The 14735-nt window shown below is 56.9% G+C and carries 12 protein-coding genes; 6 read left to right on the plus strand and 6 right to left on the minus strand.

Features of this window, described 5'->3' with window-relative positions:
* Positions 1 to 4 precede the first annotated feature (4 nt).
* Together speG and HALO_RS18195 are read right to left on the minus strand one after the other, a co-directional pair.
* Entirely contained in the window at positions 5 to 556 is a 552-nt protein-coding gene (speG, locus tag HALO_RS18190; RefSeq protein ID WP_035577103.1) for a spermidine N1-acetyltransferase, read from the minus strand.
* Positions 557 to 631: 75 nt separating this feature from the next.
* Positions 632 to 1852: an NAD(P)/FAD-dependent oxidoreductase gene (locus HALO_RS18195; protein ID WP_035577102.1), complete on the minus strand. Its 1221-nt coding sequence runs from the start codon at positions 1850 to 1852 to the stop codon at positions 632 to 634.
* Positions 1853 to 1966: 114 nt separating this feature from the next.
* Between HALO_RS18195 and ltaE the strand changes: the two genes are divergently transcribed.
* Positions 1967 to 2974 carry a low-specificity L-threonine aldolase gene (gene ltaE, locus HALO_RS18200; protein ID WP_035577101.1) on the plus strand — a complete coding sequence of 336 codons (1008 nt, stop codon included), beginning with the start codon at positions 1967 to 1969 and terminating at the stop codon, positions 2972 to 2974.
* A 12-nt stretch (positions 2975 to 2986) separates the two neighbouring features.
* Here ltaE and HALO_RS18205 read toward each other — a convergent pair whose 3' ends face one another.
* From HALO_RS18205 to fhuB, 3 genes are all read right to left on the minus strand, one after another.
* Positions 2987 to 3601, minus strand: a complete 615-nt coding sequence (locus HALO_RS18205; protein WP_035577096.1) for a LysE/ArgO family amino acid transporter — start codon at positions 3599 to 3601, stop codon at positions 2987 to 2989.
* 224 nt (positions 3602 to 3825) lie between these two features.
* Positions 3826 to 5484: a multidrug ABC transporter permease/ATP-binding protein gene (locus tag HALO_RS18210; RefSeq protein WP_035577095.1), complete on the minus strand. Its 1659-nt coding sequence runs from the start codon at positions 5482 to 5484 to the stop codon at positions 3826 to 3828.
* Between the two features lie 52 nt (positions 5485 to 5536).
* Entirely contained in the window at positions 5537 to 7537 is a 2001-nt protein-coding gene (gene fhuB / locus HALO_RS18215; RefSeq protein WP_050713807.1) for a Fe(3+)-hydroxamate ABC transporter permease FhuB, read from the minus strand.
* 183 nt (positions 7538 to 7720) lie between these two features.
* Here fhuB and HALO_RS18220 point away from each other — a divergent pair, with 183 nt between their 5' ends.
* Both HALO_RS18220 and HALO_RS18225 read left to right on the plus strand, forming a co-directional pair.
* The gene (locus HALO_RS18220) at positions 7721 to 8677 is read left to right on the plus strand and encodes a siderophore-interacting protein (RefSeq protein WP_035577093.1); all 957 of its coding nucleotides are present in this window, start codon (positions 7721 to 7723) and stop codon (positions 8675 to 8677) included.
* A 55-nt stretch (positions 8678 to 8732) separates the two neighbouring features.
* Positions 8733 to 9293 carry a cytochrome b gene (locus HALO_RS18225; protein ID WP_231896748.1) on the plus strand — a complete coding sequence of 187 codons (561 nt, stop codon included), beginning with the start codon at positions 8733 to 8735 and terminating at the stop codon, positions 9291 to 9293.
* On the opposite strand, the gene HALO_RS18230 is transcribed toward HALO_RS18225, so the two are convergent.
* Positions 9201 to 10925 carry a cyclic peptide export ABC transporter gene (locus tag HALO_RS18230; protein ID WP_092490863.1) on the minus strand — a complete coding sequence of 575 codons (1725 nt, stop codon included), beginning with the start codon at positions 10923 to 10925 and terminating at the stop codon, positions 9201 to 9203. The two genes, HALO_RS18225 and HALO_RS18230, sit on opposite strands and share 93 nt — an antisense overlap.
* A gap of 209 nt (positions 10926 to 11134) precedes the next feature.
* On the opposite strand from HALO_RS18230, the gene HALO_RS23370 reads away from it, so the two are divergent.
* From HALO_RS23370 to HALO_RS18245, 3 genes are all read left to right on the plus strand, one after another.
* Entirely contained in the window at positions 11135 to 12247 is a 1113-nt protein-coding gene (locus HALO_RS23370) for a GNAT family N-acetyltransferase (protein WP_035577091.1), read from the plus strand.
* Between the two features lie 23 nt (positions 12248 to 12270).
* Positions 12271 to 13566, plus strand: coding sequence for a lysine N(6)-hydroxylase/L-ornithine N(5)-oxygenase family protein (locus HALO_RS18240; RefSeq protein ID WP_050713808.1), 1296 nt, complete (start codon positions 12271 to 12273; stop codon positions 13564 to 13566).
* Between the two features lie 65 nt (positions 13567 to 13631).
* On the plus strand, positions 13632 to 14585 hold the full coding sequence (locus tag HALO_RS18245) for an alpha/beta hydrolase (protein WP_035577089.1): 954 nt from the start codon (positions 13632 to 13634) through the stop codon (positions 14583 to 14585).
* Positions 14586 to 14735: the final 150 nt, after the last annotated feature.

Here is a 14735-nt window from a genome sequence, read left to right on the forward strand (position 1 = left end):
TCCACTAAGCCCACTCGCCACCCTCTTCTTGCTGTTCGGACAGTTGCGTTAGGTAAGTGTCCTGCAAGATATACATCCGCTTTACATCACGGTACTTGCCATTAATAAAGAACTCCTGCACCAAGTGGCCCTCTTCTATAAAGCCACTTGCCTCGTAAAGATGAATCGCTTTAACATTTTCCACCGCCACTATGAGGTATACTTTGTGCAGGTTTAAAATGGTGAAAGAGTAATGCAGCGCTTGACGAATTAACGTGCGCGCAAACCCCTTGCCCTGATACTCTGGAGTAATAATGATTTGAAACTCGCCGCTGCGATGGATATAGTCGATTTCAATCAGCTCTACCAGACCAATGGCATTTCCATGGCTATCTTCAGCGACAAAGCGCCGTTCGGCGTTGTCATGGATGTGCTTGTTATACAGCTCTTCCAGCTCATCGAATGACTCGTAAGGCTCTTCAAACCAATACGACATAATGCTCTGGTTATTATTTAGTTCATGCACAAAGCGCAGGTCGTTGCGCTCCAATGCACGCAAATAAAGTGTGTGGCCCATTTCCCGCTATCCTTATGAATATCCGTTAAGAATACTCGTTTTAAACTTGCTCGCTACCCGGTTCTTGCATTTAGGTTAGGCCATTTTGGCCAGGCGTCTAAATGAAAACAGCTCCGCCAAAGGGTGTTCTCTACCCTCTATAAGCGCTCGCAGCAGTTTGGCGCCTATCATGCTATAGCTAATGCCGTTGCCGCCGTAGGCCATGGCAAAATGAACGCGAGGGCCTAGGGCGTCATGCGGGCCGAAAAAAGGTAGACCGTCGTCGGTTTCAGCAAAGGTGCCACCCCAAGAGAATGTAGGATTAATCTCGAGTTTAGGCCATAGCGTTTCTATTTTAGCAGTTAGCCCTTCGGCCTTCTCTTCTACCCGCGCATCGCGGCGCTTGGGAATATCTTCATCGTCGTCGTCGCCCCCTACGAGAAGTCGTCCATCGCAGGTAGTGCGCATATACAGGTAGGGGCGCGATGATTCCCACATCATGGTGTGGCGCAGTTTGCCCAATGCCTCTGGCGGTAGTGGGTCGGTGATCAGCGCGTAGCTACTGCGATTGACGGCCACCTTTTCTGGCAGCCAGGCTTGCGACTCATACCCTGCGGCCATCACTACGTACTGGCAACGCAGCTTGGCGCCATTGGCCAGAGTGAGCGTGACGCCTTGATCATCCGGCGTCATCGTCTCCATCTGTGTGCGGTCATATACTTCTCCCCCACGCGCGACCACCCTGGAAAACAGCTGATATGCCATGCGATAAGGATCAATAGTGGCGGCTAGCTGAGTAAGAATAGCGCCGGGTGCCTCAAAGCCGTACTCCGCCAAAATAGCCTCGCGTTCAAGCCATTCGGCTTCAAAACCGTGTTGTTGGCGCAGCGCCAATTCCTCCTGAAGCGATGCGACATCCTCTTCGCTACTGGCATAGTAAAGGCTTTGCTGACGCTCAAAGTCCACATCGCCCAGCCCTGCCGCCAGGGACTCAAGCTCACCAATGGCCTCTGCACAGGCGCGGTAAGCACGCACTGCATCGCCTTCCCCGTAGCGCTCGGCTAACTCTGTCATATGGGTGTCAATTTCGTACTGCAGTAAAGCAGTACTGGCGGCTGAACTGCCCCACCCAACATCCCGGCGTTCAAGCACCACCACATGGTGGCCACTGCGGCTTAGCTCATCAGCAATCAACGCCCCCGTAATACCGCCACCAATCACCACAACCTCGCATTGGTGATCGCGAGTCAATTGAGGAAAGGTTTTCAACAGGCCATTTTTGACCGCCCAAAAGGGATAACCACTTTTCAGATCCATCTGTTTGCCTTTGCTTGAGAGACTTGCAGTATGCTGTTAACCATAGATGGTTCCCCGGAACTTGCTTGAGAAAACGCTTCTGAGTGATCGCCCCACACAATAAAGGAGATGCACATGATTGATTTACGCAGTGATACGGTGACCCGTCCGACCTCTGCCATGAAAGACACCATGATGGCCGCCCCGGTTGGCGATGATGTGTGGGGCGATGACCCAACGGTCAACGCGTTTCAAGCCAACCTGGCCGAGCAGGCAGGTAAAGAAGCGGCGCTGCTGTTTCCTAGCGGGACTCAAAGCAACCTGGTGGCGCTAATGGCCCACTGCGAGCGCGGCGATGAGTACATTGTTGGGCAGTCCGCACACGCCTATCGTTGGGAAGGCGGTGGCGCCGCGGTGCTGGGCAGTATCCAGCCCCAGCCCATTGAAAACGCCGCCGACGGTAGCCTGCCACTGGAAAAAATCAGTGCCGCGATTAAAGCCGACGATTTTCACTTTGCGCGTACTAAGCTGCTGGCATTAGAAAACACCTTTGGCGGCAAAGTGCTGCCCGCAGAGTACGTATTAAAAGCCACTGAGCTTGCCCGCGAGCGTGGTTTGGCAACGCACTTAGACGGCGCGCGACTGTTTAATGCAGCGGTCGCCACGGATACCTCGCTCAAGCAGCTCTGCCTACCGTTCGATAGCGTATCGCTGTGCTTCTCAAAAGGCCTGGGTACGCCAATAGGGTCGGCACTGGTGGGCTCACAAGCATTGATCGACCGCGCTCGGCGCTGGCGTAAAGTGGTGGGTGGCGGTATGCGCCAATCAGGGATTATCGCCGCCGCCTGCCAGTATGCGTTAGATCATCACGTAGCCGACTTAGCCGACGATCACCGCCGCGCTGCTCGCCTGGCAGAGGGCTTAGCAAAGCTGCCAGGGGTCAAGATTACCGCCCAGGCAACCAATATGGTGTTCGTGCATTTCCCCGATGCGCATGTAAAGCCACTCTCCGCCTGGCTAAAAGAGCACGGCATTTTGATTGAGCTGCTTTACGCCACGCGCTTCGTGACCCATCGCGATCTTAATGATGCGGATATCGACAAAGTCATCGCGGTGATGGAGGCTTATTTTAGTCGGCATTAACCGGTGATCGGCTTAGCTAAGCGATGTCGCCCCTAGAGCAAGATGTACAGCGATGCCTGCCATCATCAAGCCAATCAGGCCATCGATAATGCGCCATGCGATGGGTTTTGAAAGCCAAGGCGAAAGCGCAGCGCCGCCCCAGGCCAGCAGACTAAACCAGAGTATGGACGCGGTTGATGCCCCCGCCACAAACACACCGGCGCTCTCCTGCTGGGCGCCAATGGCGGGTATTAGCAGCAGCGTATCCAGATACACCTGGGGGTTAAGCACGGTGACGGCAAGAGTGGCGAAAATCACTTTGGTTAAGCTGCGCGCTTTTCCGGCCTCAGCGCTTAACCCTTGCCGTCCGCTAAAGGCTCTAAATAATGCCTGGGCCGCCAGCCAGCTTAAAAATACTACACCCACCCAGCGCATGGCCTCCAACGCGCTGGGCATCGTCAGCAGAAAAGCACTCACGCCAAACATGCCCGCCGTGAGCAAGATAATATCCGCACTCATGCACAGCCCTGCCGACCACCAGTGGTACTCACGACGAATCGCCAGTCCTAGGATGTAGGCGTTTTGCGCTCCAATCGCCATGATAATCCCACCGCACACCACCAGCCCGGTAATATAACTTTCCCACATTGCCCTGCCCCTATTGCCGGAATTAGCGTCGCGTTAATTAATCTGGCAATAAAGTAACTGGGAATGCTGATTGCTAAAAATCATCCTGCTAATGGGGTATTAGTTTTACTTATAGAAGAGCCAGTCATTAAATTTTAAAAATGGTTCAACATGTTAAGAATCATGGTTGTCCTAGAGCCCTACCCAACGAGATCCGCGCTCAAAGCTGACTACCCGCATCAGCGCTACTCAGCCACCCGAGCCACCGCATCGCGGCTGGCGGCTTCTCGCTGTTCGCCGGTGAGTTCAACCAACTGCCCCTGGCGCATTTCCAGCAGCCGGTCGGCCTGGTCGAAGTAGTGGTCGTCGTGGCTGATCACCACCAGCGTCTTGCCCAGCGCTCGCAACTGCGGCAGCAGCTCACGGTAGAAGACCCGGCGGAACTGCGGGTCTTGGTCGGCGGCCCATTCGTCAAGCAGCAATAGGTCGCGCTGTTCAGCGACCGCCAGCAGCATCGCCAGGCGTTTGCGCTGGCCCTGGGAGAGGTTGACGTTGGTGATGCGATCGCCGTCGAAGTCAAGCTTACTGCGCATGCCCAGTGCGGCAAGCCACTCCTCCATCAGCGCGGGGTCGGGTGACTCGCCCGCAGGGCCCATCAAACGGTCAAAGAGATGCAGGTCGGTGTAAATGGCCGAGAAGTGCTGGCGATAGCGTGTCCAGTCCTCCTCCTGCAGCGGCCTGCCATCGACTCGGACACATCCACTTTGGGGTTGGTAAAGCCCGGTTAGCAGTCTCGCCAAAGTCGATTTCCCGCTGCCGTTACCGCCGATCAGAAATACCACTTCGCCACGCTTCAAGGTCAGATCGATAGGGCCGATGGCAAAACCTGATCGAGCCTCCTCATCCGGGTAGCGATAGCTGACCTCCTCCAGGGTTAGTTCCTGCCAGTCGTGGCGCAGCGCAGAGTGGCCGAACGCTTCGCGGTGCTCGGCCAGGTCTAAACTGCTGATTTTTTCAAACGCCACTCGGGCGTTAATCAGCGTCGGGAAAGCGCCTATGGCCTGCATCAACGGCGCGCGCAAAAACAGCAGCGTGAGTGAGAAGGTCGTGGCTACCTGCACCGATGCCCAACCCAGGCCGTTGGCCAAAAAGAACGCCACACCAATGGCGCCCAGCATCATGATGTTGAACCAGTTCACCGCGCTGAGATGGTAGGTATCACCAAGAATAAAATGACGCCGACAATCCTGTGCGTTAGGCGTATAGACATCACGATACAGCCATTCGGCACGGTCACGGTTGAGCGCCAGCTCCTTGCGTCCCTCGATCACCGACTGGTAATCCGCGTAGAGACGATCCTGTATTTCGCGCAGTTTGGCCATATGCCCATAGACCCGAGCCACCAAACGCATGCCAATCAACACCGTCACGATCACCCAGAGCGCGGTGACGCCCAGCATGGCAGGCGAAAGCCACGCCAGGTAAAGCGTGGCGCCTATCGTCAGCACCCCGCCCTGCACCAGCTCCGGCAAGCGTATAAAAGCAACGGTCACTGAACTCACGTCGGTGGAGAGACTCGCCAACAAACGCGCACTGCCAATCTGCTCAGCGCGTTCGATATTGGTATCCAGAATTCGCTTGATCAACTGCCCCCGCAGCCGGTAGACGAAATGGTGGCCCAACGTGGTCAGCGCCAACTGTGATGTCAAGGTAATGACCAGTAGCAGCGCTATCAGACCCAGGAATTCGGGCAGGATGCGCCAGGGGTCGGTGAAGGTGCCCAGCAGCCGTTGATTGATAAAGGCGATGACACCGATGCCCAAGCCAGCGCTTGTCAGGCTAAGCAGCACTACGGCCACAAAAGGCCAGCGGTAATCACGCCATACAATTCTCAACAGCTCCATAACCACAACTCCCCGGCATTCTGTTTTCTTTAACAGCTAAAAGCGCTGGTGATTACAAACGCCGCAGCCCCCACATAAAGTAGGCACCGCCAATCAGTGAAGCGACCAAGCCCGCCGGTATCTCATAGGGGAAAATAATCTGACGCCCCACCCAGTCGGCCAGCACCATCAGTAGCATGCCGATCAACGCAGCACCCAGCAGGTGCTGCCCTGCACGGGAGAAGCCCACCAAGCGCGCCATATGCGGCGCCAGCAGGCCAATAAACGAAAGCGGCCCCACCACGAGGGTGGCGCAGGMGGTGAGCAGTGCTACCAGTAACAGCAACGCCAAGCGGGCACGGTTGAGGGTTACCCCAAGCGCCTTAGCCGTCGGCGCGCCTAAGGGCAAGATATCCAGCCAGCGGGTGAAGGGCAGCGTGACCAGCGCCAGCACAGCGGCAATCCCCCCTACCACCACCGCATTGGTGACATCCACGTAATAGGTAGAGCCCGCCAGCCAAGCGATCACCTGCTGGCCACGAGGGTCGCCGCCCGCCAGCATCACACTGCGCACTGCATCAAACAGCGCACTGACCGCCACCCCGGTGAGCAGCAAGCGCTCGGGGAGATAACCGCTCTTGCGGTTGATACCCACCAACACCAGCAGCGTCGCGAAAGCACCCAGGGTGCCCACGCCAATCAGCATCATATTGGTGGGTGCGGGCAGTAGGAAAATCCCTAAAATCAGCGCAATGGCACAGCCACCGCTGATACCCAGCACTTCGGGGCTGGCCATGGGATTGGCAGAAAGCCGCTGAAGTATCGTCCCGGCAATCGCCAACATCAATCCGCTGGCAGCGGCCGCCATCACCCGGGGCATACGCCACTGCATGACATTCCAGTTATTGGGCGCCAGCCAATACCAGCCATCTACGCCCTGGCCAAACAGCAAACCGAGAACCGTTGCCCCCAGTAACGCAAGCAGTAATCCAGTAACTAAACGTGAAGGCGCTGGGKGACGACGGGCGAAAACACCGGCCCCTTTCGGCGGCTGGTCGCCCTGCAGTTTCAGGCGCGGAATCAGCCACATTAACAGCGGTGCCCCCAGGGCACCGGTAATCGCCCCGGTAGGAATAAAGGCTGCCACCATGCCACCAAACTGCTGCAGCAGCAGATCCGTGGTAGCCAGCAGCACGGCCCCTAATAGCGTCGACCAGATTAGCCGCGGCCCTAAGCGGCGCGCACCGGTCATGCGCACGATATTGGGCGCTGCCAAGCCGATAAAACCGATGATGCCTACCACGCTGACAATGCTGCCGGTAATAAATACTGCCAACCCCATCCCCGCAAAGCGCAGATAGGTCAGCGAGACTCCCAGGCTCTTGGCGCTAGCATCATCCAGTTCCAGCACAGCCAAGGGGCGCAGCAAAAACCACGCGGCCACGCAGCTAATCGCCAGCCGCGGCCAGAGGATTGCAACGCCGTCCCAACCGTTTTGTGCCAGCGAACCGGCCCCCCAAATCAGCAGCCCCGAGAGTGCCTCGTGGTTAAACAGMAGCAGCGCCGTAGACAGCGCCCCCAGGTACAGATTGACCACCAGGCCCGCCAGCACCACCACGATCGGCGCCAGCCCGCGCCGCCAGGAGAGCAGAAACACTAATCCAACCGCTAGCGCGCCACCCAATAAGGCGACCCATTCGCGCCCGGCGACAAGCAGCCCCGGCGCCAGCAAGGTGGCGGTCATCAACGCCAGGTTAGCGCCCGATGCCACCCCTAGGGTGGTGGGCGATGCCAAGGGGTTGCGCAAAACCTGCTGCATAAGTACGCCCGCTAGCCCTAACCCCCCCCCGGCTAACAGCGCAATCGAGAGGCGCGGCCACCACGCGTAATAAAGCAGCAGCTCGTCAACGTTTTCAAAAGAGGGCGCCACTAACGCCTGCAATCCCAGAGTAAAACCACCCTGCCCCTGCAGGCCCACCCAAAACAGCACGACCATCGGCAGGCTCAGCAACAGGCAGGCTTTCGCGGGCGACATTCCTCCCMCTCGTTGGGCAACTTGTGAGGCGCCTAGCATAGCGAGCACCCTTTTGTGAGCACCGAACAGCTCGCCACGCGTGGCGTAATAGGCAGCAGCGTCATTGTCTAAGCCTTAATCGTTCTGGAGGTTAATAGTTAAATTATTGACAACGATTCTAAATGATAATAATTAGCACTACAATTGACTCCTTAATTGATGCACAAGTAACGGAGCCTCCTTATGGCAGCCAAACCGAGCTACCAGCTTTTTGATATCACCCTCGCCCGGCGCACCCAAGTCAGCGCCTCATTAGTCAGGTTTACTTTCACTGGCCCGGAAGTCAGCCAAATGGCGACCTATGCCCCGGATCAGCGCGTCAAGCTGTTCTTCCCCGAAGGCGGTGGTAGTCTCGATCCGCTGTTTGAAATTACCAAGCTGGAAGAGCACGACTGGTACGGCGCCTACCGCGCACTGCCGGATGCCCAAAGGCCCTCAGCGCGCACCTACACCATCCGTGCCCTGCGCCCGGAGAAGGCCGAGGTGGACGTAGAATTTGTACTCCACGGCGATAATGGCCCCGCATCGCGCTGGGCAATGCGTGCCCGCCCTGGTGACCGGCTAGCCATGACAGCCCCCGACGCCAGTGCGGAAGGCCCAAAGCTGGGCTACGAGTGGAAGCCGCCCCAAGGCGTGCGCCGTATTCTGATCATCGCCGATGAAACCGCCCTCCCCGCTGCTGCCGGTATTCTGGAAACCCTTGATGACTTGCCGCTCAAACCCAAGGTCGAAGCGCTATTCGAAGTGCCTCGTGGCGACGACGTTCAGCCGCTGCCCCAGGCCGCCAAACTGCGCTGGCTGGCCCGCGACGCGGAGCCCGCCTGCCAACACGGTGAGCTGCTGATGAGGGCGCTGCGTGATATCGATTTGCATAGGGAAATTCAAGCGCTAGGCGGCATGCCTGCTAATACCACTACCAGCACCACTACCAGCGCCACGACCAACGACGAAAGCGACGATGAGGATGGCCCACTCTGGGAACCCGCCACCCTAGATGACAGTGCGCCCTTCTACGCATGGATCGCCGCTGAAACCAAGGTCGCCATGAAGCTGCGTCGCTATTTGGTCAACGAGTGCGGGCTACCCAAGCAGTACGTTACCAGCATGGGCTACTGGCGCCTGGGCAAGGCCAATGGTTAAAGGAACGGCAAACAACACGGCGTTAAACAGTGATCTCACAAGCAAGCCAGCTCAAATGCCTATTGGCTGGCGAGACAGCCCCAACGGCTATGGGCGGGTCAGCCGTACACTTCACTGGTTGACCGCCGCGCTGGTCACGCTGCAATTTACCGTGTTGCTGGCCTGGAGAGGAATGGGCGAAAACGCTATCACGCTGTTCTTGGCGAGCATCGGGCCTCACGGCTCATTGGGTTTTATGATTCTGATAGTGACCCTGGCGCGCCTTGGCTGGGCATGGAACAACCGCAAGCAACGCCCGCCCCTATCACCTGGTCTAGGCGGGCGCATGGCGCGCTTTGTCCATATCACGTTTTATGGGCTGCTGCTGTGGCTGCCCGCTTTCGCTATTTTGCGCCAGATCGGCCGCGGTGGAGCGCTACGCTTTTATGGCATTGAGCTGCTACCCGAAGCGGAACGCGACATCACCTGGATGGTCGCCCCCGCCGAGCTCCTTCACGGCCCGCTTTCGTGGCTGTTATGTGGATTAGTCATCGGCCACATCATGATGGCGCTGATTCACCGCTTCTGGCTCAAAGACCGGGTACTGGCGCGTATGGTGGGGGCAAGTGGCCGATGAGGGTTCCGCTAGCGGCTCTTCGGCAGTCTCAGACTCAGCAGTCAACAGCTTGCCGCTCTCCAGCCGCACCAATTGATCCGCGAGGTGGAAATAGCGGTCATCGTGGGTGATGACCAACACCGCTTTGCCCATGCGTTTTAGCTCGGGCAACACCTCGCAGTAAAACACCTCTTTGAATAACGGATCCTGATCCGCCGCCCACTCGTCAAACACCAAGAAGGGCCGATCCTCAAGGTAGGCCACGACAAGCGCCAAGCGCTTACGTTGCCCCTGAGAGAGTGCTTGGGTGGTGAACGCACCGTTTTCAACCCGCACCTTGTGCTGCAGGTGCAACTTGGCCAGCAGGCGATTACCCYCCTCGTCCAGGCCATCACGCGGTGCCTCTAACAGACGTTCAAAGAGATGGAAGTCTGAGAACACCACCGAGAAAAGCTGCCGGTAGGCATCCAAGCCATCCGCTTCGACCCGCTCGCCATTGAGCAATACCTCACCACCTTCAGGCGGATAAAGCCCCACCACTACTTTGGCCAGCGTGGTCTTACCGCTACCGTTACCCCCCACCAGAAAAACCACTTCCCCCGGCGTAAAACTCAGATTAATCGGCCCCAACTCAAAGAAGTCATCGCTCTGCTCGTGGTAGTACTGATGGGTGACGTCGCGCAACTCGAGACGCTGCAAGGCAGGCACCTGAGGTGACACCTGCCTCTCCTGCCCCTGGGGCATCTCGCGTGTGATGTCATCAATTCGACTAGCAGCTACCCGCGCCATATTGATCCGCGGGATATTGATCAGCAAGCCTTCAAGGGGGGTCACCATAAACACAAACACCAGGGCAAATCCGGTCATTACCTGGGTTTGGTTAGGCCCATCGCCCGCCAACACAAACAACACCAGACCGATAAAGGCGTACATCAGGAACTGCCCCCAACTGGTCGAGATCACGAACAGCGACATGCCATAGGTACGCAGCCGCCGCACGCCTTCAACCGMCTCCCCCAGTATCTGATCCATAAAGACACGGCTCTTGCGTTGGTGTAGCCGCAGCTCTTTTGCACCATCGGTCAGCGCGCGGAAATGTCCAAACAGACGATCCTGCTCGGATGAAGCGGACTGTAGGTAATGAATAGCGCGTAAGTGCACCAGATGGTAGCCGACAGCGCCCAGCCCAATCACCCCTAAAGCAAACAGGAACACCTGCCATGAGAGCATCGCCAGGTAGCCCAAGCACCCCACCACGATGACCGTATTGGTCAAAATCACCGGCAAGCTAACGAACAGTACCGCCACGTTATTGCTGTGCTCGGTGAGTGCCGACTGGATCCGCGCACTGCCCACACGCTCGAAGTGAGCAAAAGGGGTCTCGGCCACACACTGGGCGACAAAACTGCGTAACTCGGCCAGCGCACGCTGCCCCAACCGCTCAAACAGCGCCGTCGACACCATCCGACAGAGCATTAGGGCCACAGCAATCCCCGCGAAGCCCCAAGCCGCATTGGCACGGCTGGCGGCATCGCTGTTTAACGCCGCATTGATTTGGGCAATCAGCAGCACGCTGAAAAGCCCCGAGAGAATGCTGGCCAGCGCAGCAGCGGTCATCAACCCGCGAGTTCGACGAATCAGATAGGGAAGCACATTCACCTCATTGGAAAGCCATTAGAAAAAGCGACTGGAAATCGGCACCTACCTCTAATGACGAACCGCTCGCGTAAAAAGTTAACCAATTTTATGTAAACAAGCCTCATTCTCATTCGTCATTAGATAAGGAAGTCAGTAACGCCGCCCTCCGGCGGGGTGATTTTAATTCGTTTCTTTGATTCGTTCTTATTGATAGGAGCTTAGCGGTGTCCAGTTCTGTCCAGGCACAACCACAGGTACACGTACCCTCTGAAAGCCACGCGGTGGCCTCGCTGATCTCACGCCCCGAGGGCTACGACTATCAAGTCAGCTACGAGGTCACTACACAGTCGCTTTATGTGAAGGGTGATCAAGAGCGCCTTGAGTGGGCACTGGTGGATGACAACCACTGCTTGACGCTGCGCTGGCCGCAGCGCTCAGCACCACCGCTCCCGGCACTGCTTGCCGCTATCGAAGGCGCTTTTGCCTTTTACCCAGGCACTGTTGCATTACGCCTTCAGCTACCTAGTGCTTTGCACGCCAACCTGTGTGCCGCCGGCATCGCGGTTAAAGATAGCCATGGAGAGCTCTGGGTATATGCGGAGCTATTTTGGCAGTTACCCACGCTTTGGCTTAACTCGCCCCCCACGCGCCCTTACCCGCAGCAACCCATTATGGTGAGTGGAACACGACACCCACGCCGCCCGCCGCGCCCCAGGGGCACGGTCTATCAGCGTCATATTGCCTGGCTGGATGCCACCTTGAGCTTTCGAGTGCTTGACCTTGCACTTGACCTTGAACGCTTCAACCGCTGGATGAACGACCCGGTTGTCGCTCACTTCTGGGAAGAGCAGGGTGATTTGCAACAGCACCGCGAACGGCTGGAGAGCACATTGCAAAACCCCAGTGTGGTACCACTTATCGGCTGTATCGACGGCGAGCCCTTCGGCTATTTTGAGACCTACTGGGCCAAGGAGGATCGCATCGGCGCTTATTACGATGTCGGTGACTTTGACCGCGGCTGGCACGTGCTGATCGGTGAAGCCGCTTTTCGCGGGCGGCCTTATGTCGCCGCTTGGCTGCCCTCTATCTCGCACTACCTGTTCCTGGACGACTGCCGCACCCAGCGCCTGGTGATTGAACCCCGCGTAGATAACACCAAGATGCTGCGCAATCTTGCACAGTGCGGTTATGCCCATGTGAAGGCGTTCGATTTCCCCCATAAGCGGGCCATGCTCGGCATGCAGCTACGCGAACACTTTTTTAACGAGCGCAGTTGGATTCCGCTGCCCTCGCACCCTGGGTCAGCGCCACGACCCGATCCACGCTTCACCCCATAGACACATCAGCCACGAGGACTCTTATGCATATTCACGATTTGATCGGCATCGGCTTCGGCCCCTCCAATATTGCCCTGGCCATAGCTCTCGACGAACAGCGCCAGGCAGGGCAAGCGAAGGATGCCTTGKTTATTGAGCGCCAGCCCTGCTTTGCTTGGCACCCGCATATGCTGCTGGAAAATGCCCATATGCAAATCTCTTTTCTCAAAGATCTGGTCACGCCGCGCAACCCAGGAAGCCGTTTCAGCTTTCTCAATTACCTCCACAGCAAAGGCCGCCTGCAGGACTTTATCAATCTGCAGACCTTCTTCCCCAGCCGCCACGAATTCAATGACTACCTAAGCTGGACTGCCAGCCACTTTGAACACCAGTGCACCTATGGAGAGGATGTGTTTGAAGTGCTGCCCGAAACTGATAACGACGAGGTCGCCTACCTCCGCGTGCGTTCACGGGATGAGAGTGGCGCGGTGCAGGAAAGGCTCACCCGTTCATTGGTAATTAGCGTGGGGGGCGCGCCCAATGTACCTGAATGCTTCGCCGGGCTAAAAGACGACCCACGGGTCTTCCACTCCAGCCACTATCTGAGAGAGCTGGCGAAGCAAGACGCCCCCAAACGCATCGCGGTGATCGGTGCGGGCCAGAGCGCCGCTGAGATATTCCTTGATCTACACGGCCGTGAAGGCATTCAGGTGGATCTTATTAGCCGGGCATGGGCCTTTAAACCCTCCGACGATAGCCCTTTCGTCAACGAGATTTTCAATCCCGAATACACCGACTACGTGTTCAACAACCCCACCGGCCAGCGGGAAGCACTGCTGCAGGAGTACAAAAGCACTAACTACTCAGCCCCTGACTTGGCGCTGATTCAGGAGATTTACGATGTGTTCTATCAGCAAAAAGTAACCGGCCAGGCCCGCCACCGCTTCCGCCGCCGCCATGAAGTTATTGGTAGTCAAGCAGGCCCCGAAGGTATTGAGCTAAATGTTCGCGATTTAGAGAGTGGTCATACGGACTCCACTCGCTACGACGCAGTGGTATTAGCAACAGGCTATATACGCGACACCCATAAACAGCTATTGGCCCCCGTCGCGGACTACCTGCCTGACTTTGCCGTTAACCGCCACTATCAGCTCTACACCAAGCCTGCGTTCAAACCGGCTATTTTCCTGCAAGGCAGCTGCGAGCCCACCCATGGTTTAAGCGATACCCTGCTGTCGATTTTGGCAGCCAGGACAAGTGAGATCTGTGAAGTGCTTAATGAGGCACTGCCAACATCCTATTCAGGAGTATCAACTCCCTCACTAGTAGGCGCGGACTAACCAAGCACTATTAACGCATGGCCGCTTTCTCAGAGCGGCCCCTAATACCGAGACTTACGCCCATTATGTCCTTACATCCTGATGTCGCCGCTTTCTTAGACCTGGTCGCCGATAGCAGCAATCCGCCTTTCCACTCGCTCTCACCACAACAGGCACGCGCTGCCTACGAGGCATCATCACAGATGCTTGATGAGCCAATATCTAACGATGCAACGGCACTGAGCATTACCTGTCGAGATGGCCACCCTCTTGAACTACGCCGCTACCAAGGCGAGCAGTCTTTAGCGCCCACCCTGCTCTACTTCCATGGTGGCGGCTACCTACTGGGCAGCCTGGATTCTCACGATTCGCTCTGCCAAAGCATCGCTCAAGCAACTGGCTACACAGTGTTGGCTGTCGACTATCGCTTGGCCCCCGAGCACAAGTTTCCGACGGCTTTTCACGATGCTGAAGATGCCTATTGCTGGCTGCTGAAGCATGGCGAAGCGATGGGCATCGATACCTCACGTATCGCCGTGGGTGGTGACAGTGTAGGTGGCACCCTGGCCACGGCTCTTTGCATGTCAGCGCGTGATAATGGTTGGCACCTTCCACGCTGCCAGATTTTGCTCTACCCCTGTACCAGTGCCTGGCAGGACAGCGAGTCTCACCGCCGATACGCACAAGGCTACCTACTGGAAGCAGACACCCTGCAGTGGATGTTTGGCCACTATCTAAATAGCGATGAGGAACGCCACGACTGGCGTTTTGCGCCGCTGGAGGCTGCGGATCTCAAAAGCCTACCACCTGCATTTATCGCCCTGGCCGAACACGACCCCCTGGTCGATGAAGGCATCGCCTACGTGAACCGCTTACAGGAAGCGAACGTGAATACCCAACTGACCATATACCCCGGCATGGTGCACGACTTCGCACGCCTGGGCAGCATTACGCCCGATGCCACCGGTCAAGTACGCGCGGATATCGCCAAAGCACTTCAGCACCATCTTAGTAAGCACCCCAGCCCTGTTGATTTTTAATTTCCTCCCATGGGGCACGTCATGATTGGTACCTGTGGCGTCTCTTGCCCCAGGTACCATTTTGGGCAACAGAGTGTTGCAAGACAGTACAAATTCAGAACATAATACTAATAATAACAATTACCATTAACACATAAATATCATTCAAGG

This window comes from Halomonas sp. R57-5 (assembly GCF_900070345.1).
Lineage (GTDB): Bacteria > Pseudomonadota > Gammaproteobacteria > Pseudomonadales > Halomonadaceae > Vreelandella > Vreelandella ventosae_B.

Excerpts from the sequence above, each read along its gene's own strand:
- HALO_RS18205 (WP_035577096.1), bottom strand. The coding sequence starts at position 3,601 with ATGTGGGAAAGTTATATTACCGGGCTGGTGGTGTGCGGTGGGATTATC.
- HALO_RS18210 (WP_035577095.1), bottom strand. The coding sequence starts at position 5,484 with ATGGAGCTGTTGAGAATTGTATGGCGTGATTACCGCTGGCCTTTTGTG.
- HALO_RS18195 (WP_035577102.1), bottom strand. The coding sequence starts at position 1,852 with ATGGATCTGAAAAGTGGTTATCCCTTTTGGGCGGTCAAAAATGGCCTG.
- HALO_RS18245 (WP_035577089.1), top strand. The coding sequence starts at position 13,632 with ATGTCCTTACATCCTGATGTCGCCGCTTTCTTAGACCTGGTCGCCGAT.
- HALO_RS18225 (WP_231896748.1), top strand. The coding sequence starts at position 8,733 with ATGCCTATTGGCTGGCGAGACAGCCCCAACGGCTATGGGCGGGTCAGC.
- ltaE (WP_035577101.1), top strand. The coding sequence starts at position 1,967 with ATGATTGATTTACGCAGTGATACGGTGACCCGTCCGACCTCTGCCATG.
- speG (WP_035577103.1), bottom strand. The coding sequence starts at position 556 with ATGGGCCACACACTTTATTTGCGTGCATTGGAGCGCAACGACCTGCGC.
- HALO_RS18220 (WP_035577093.1), top strand. The coding sequence starts at position 7,721 with ATGGCAGCCAAACCGAGCTACCAGCTTTTTGATATCACCCTCGCCCGG.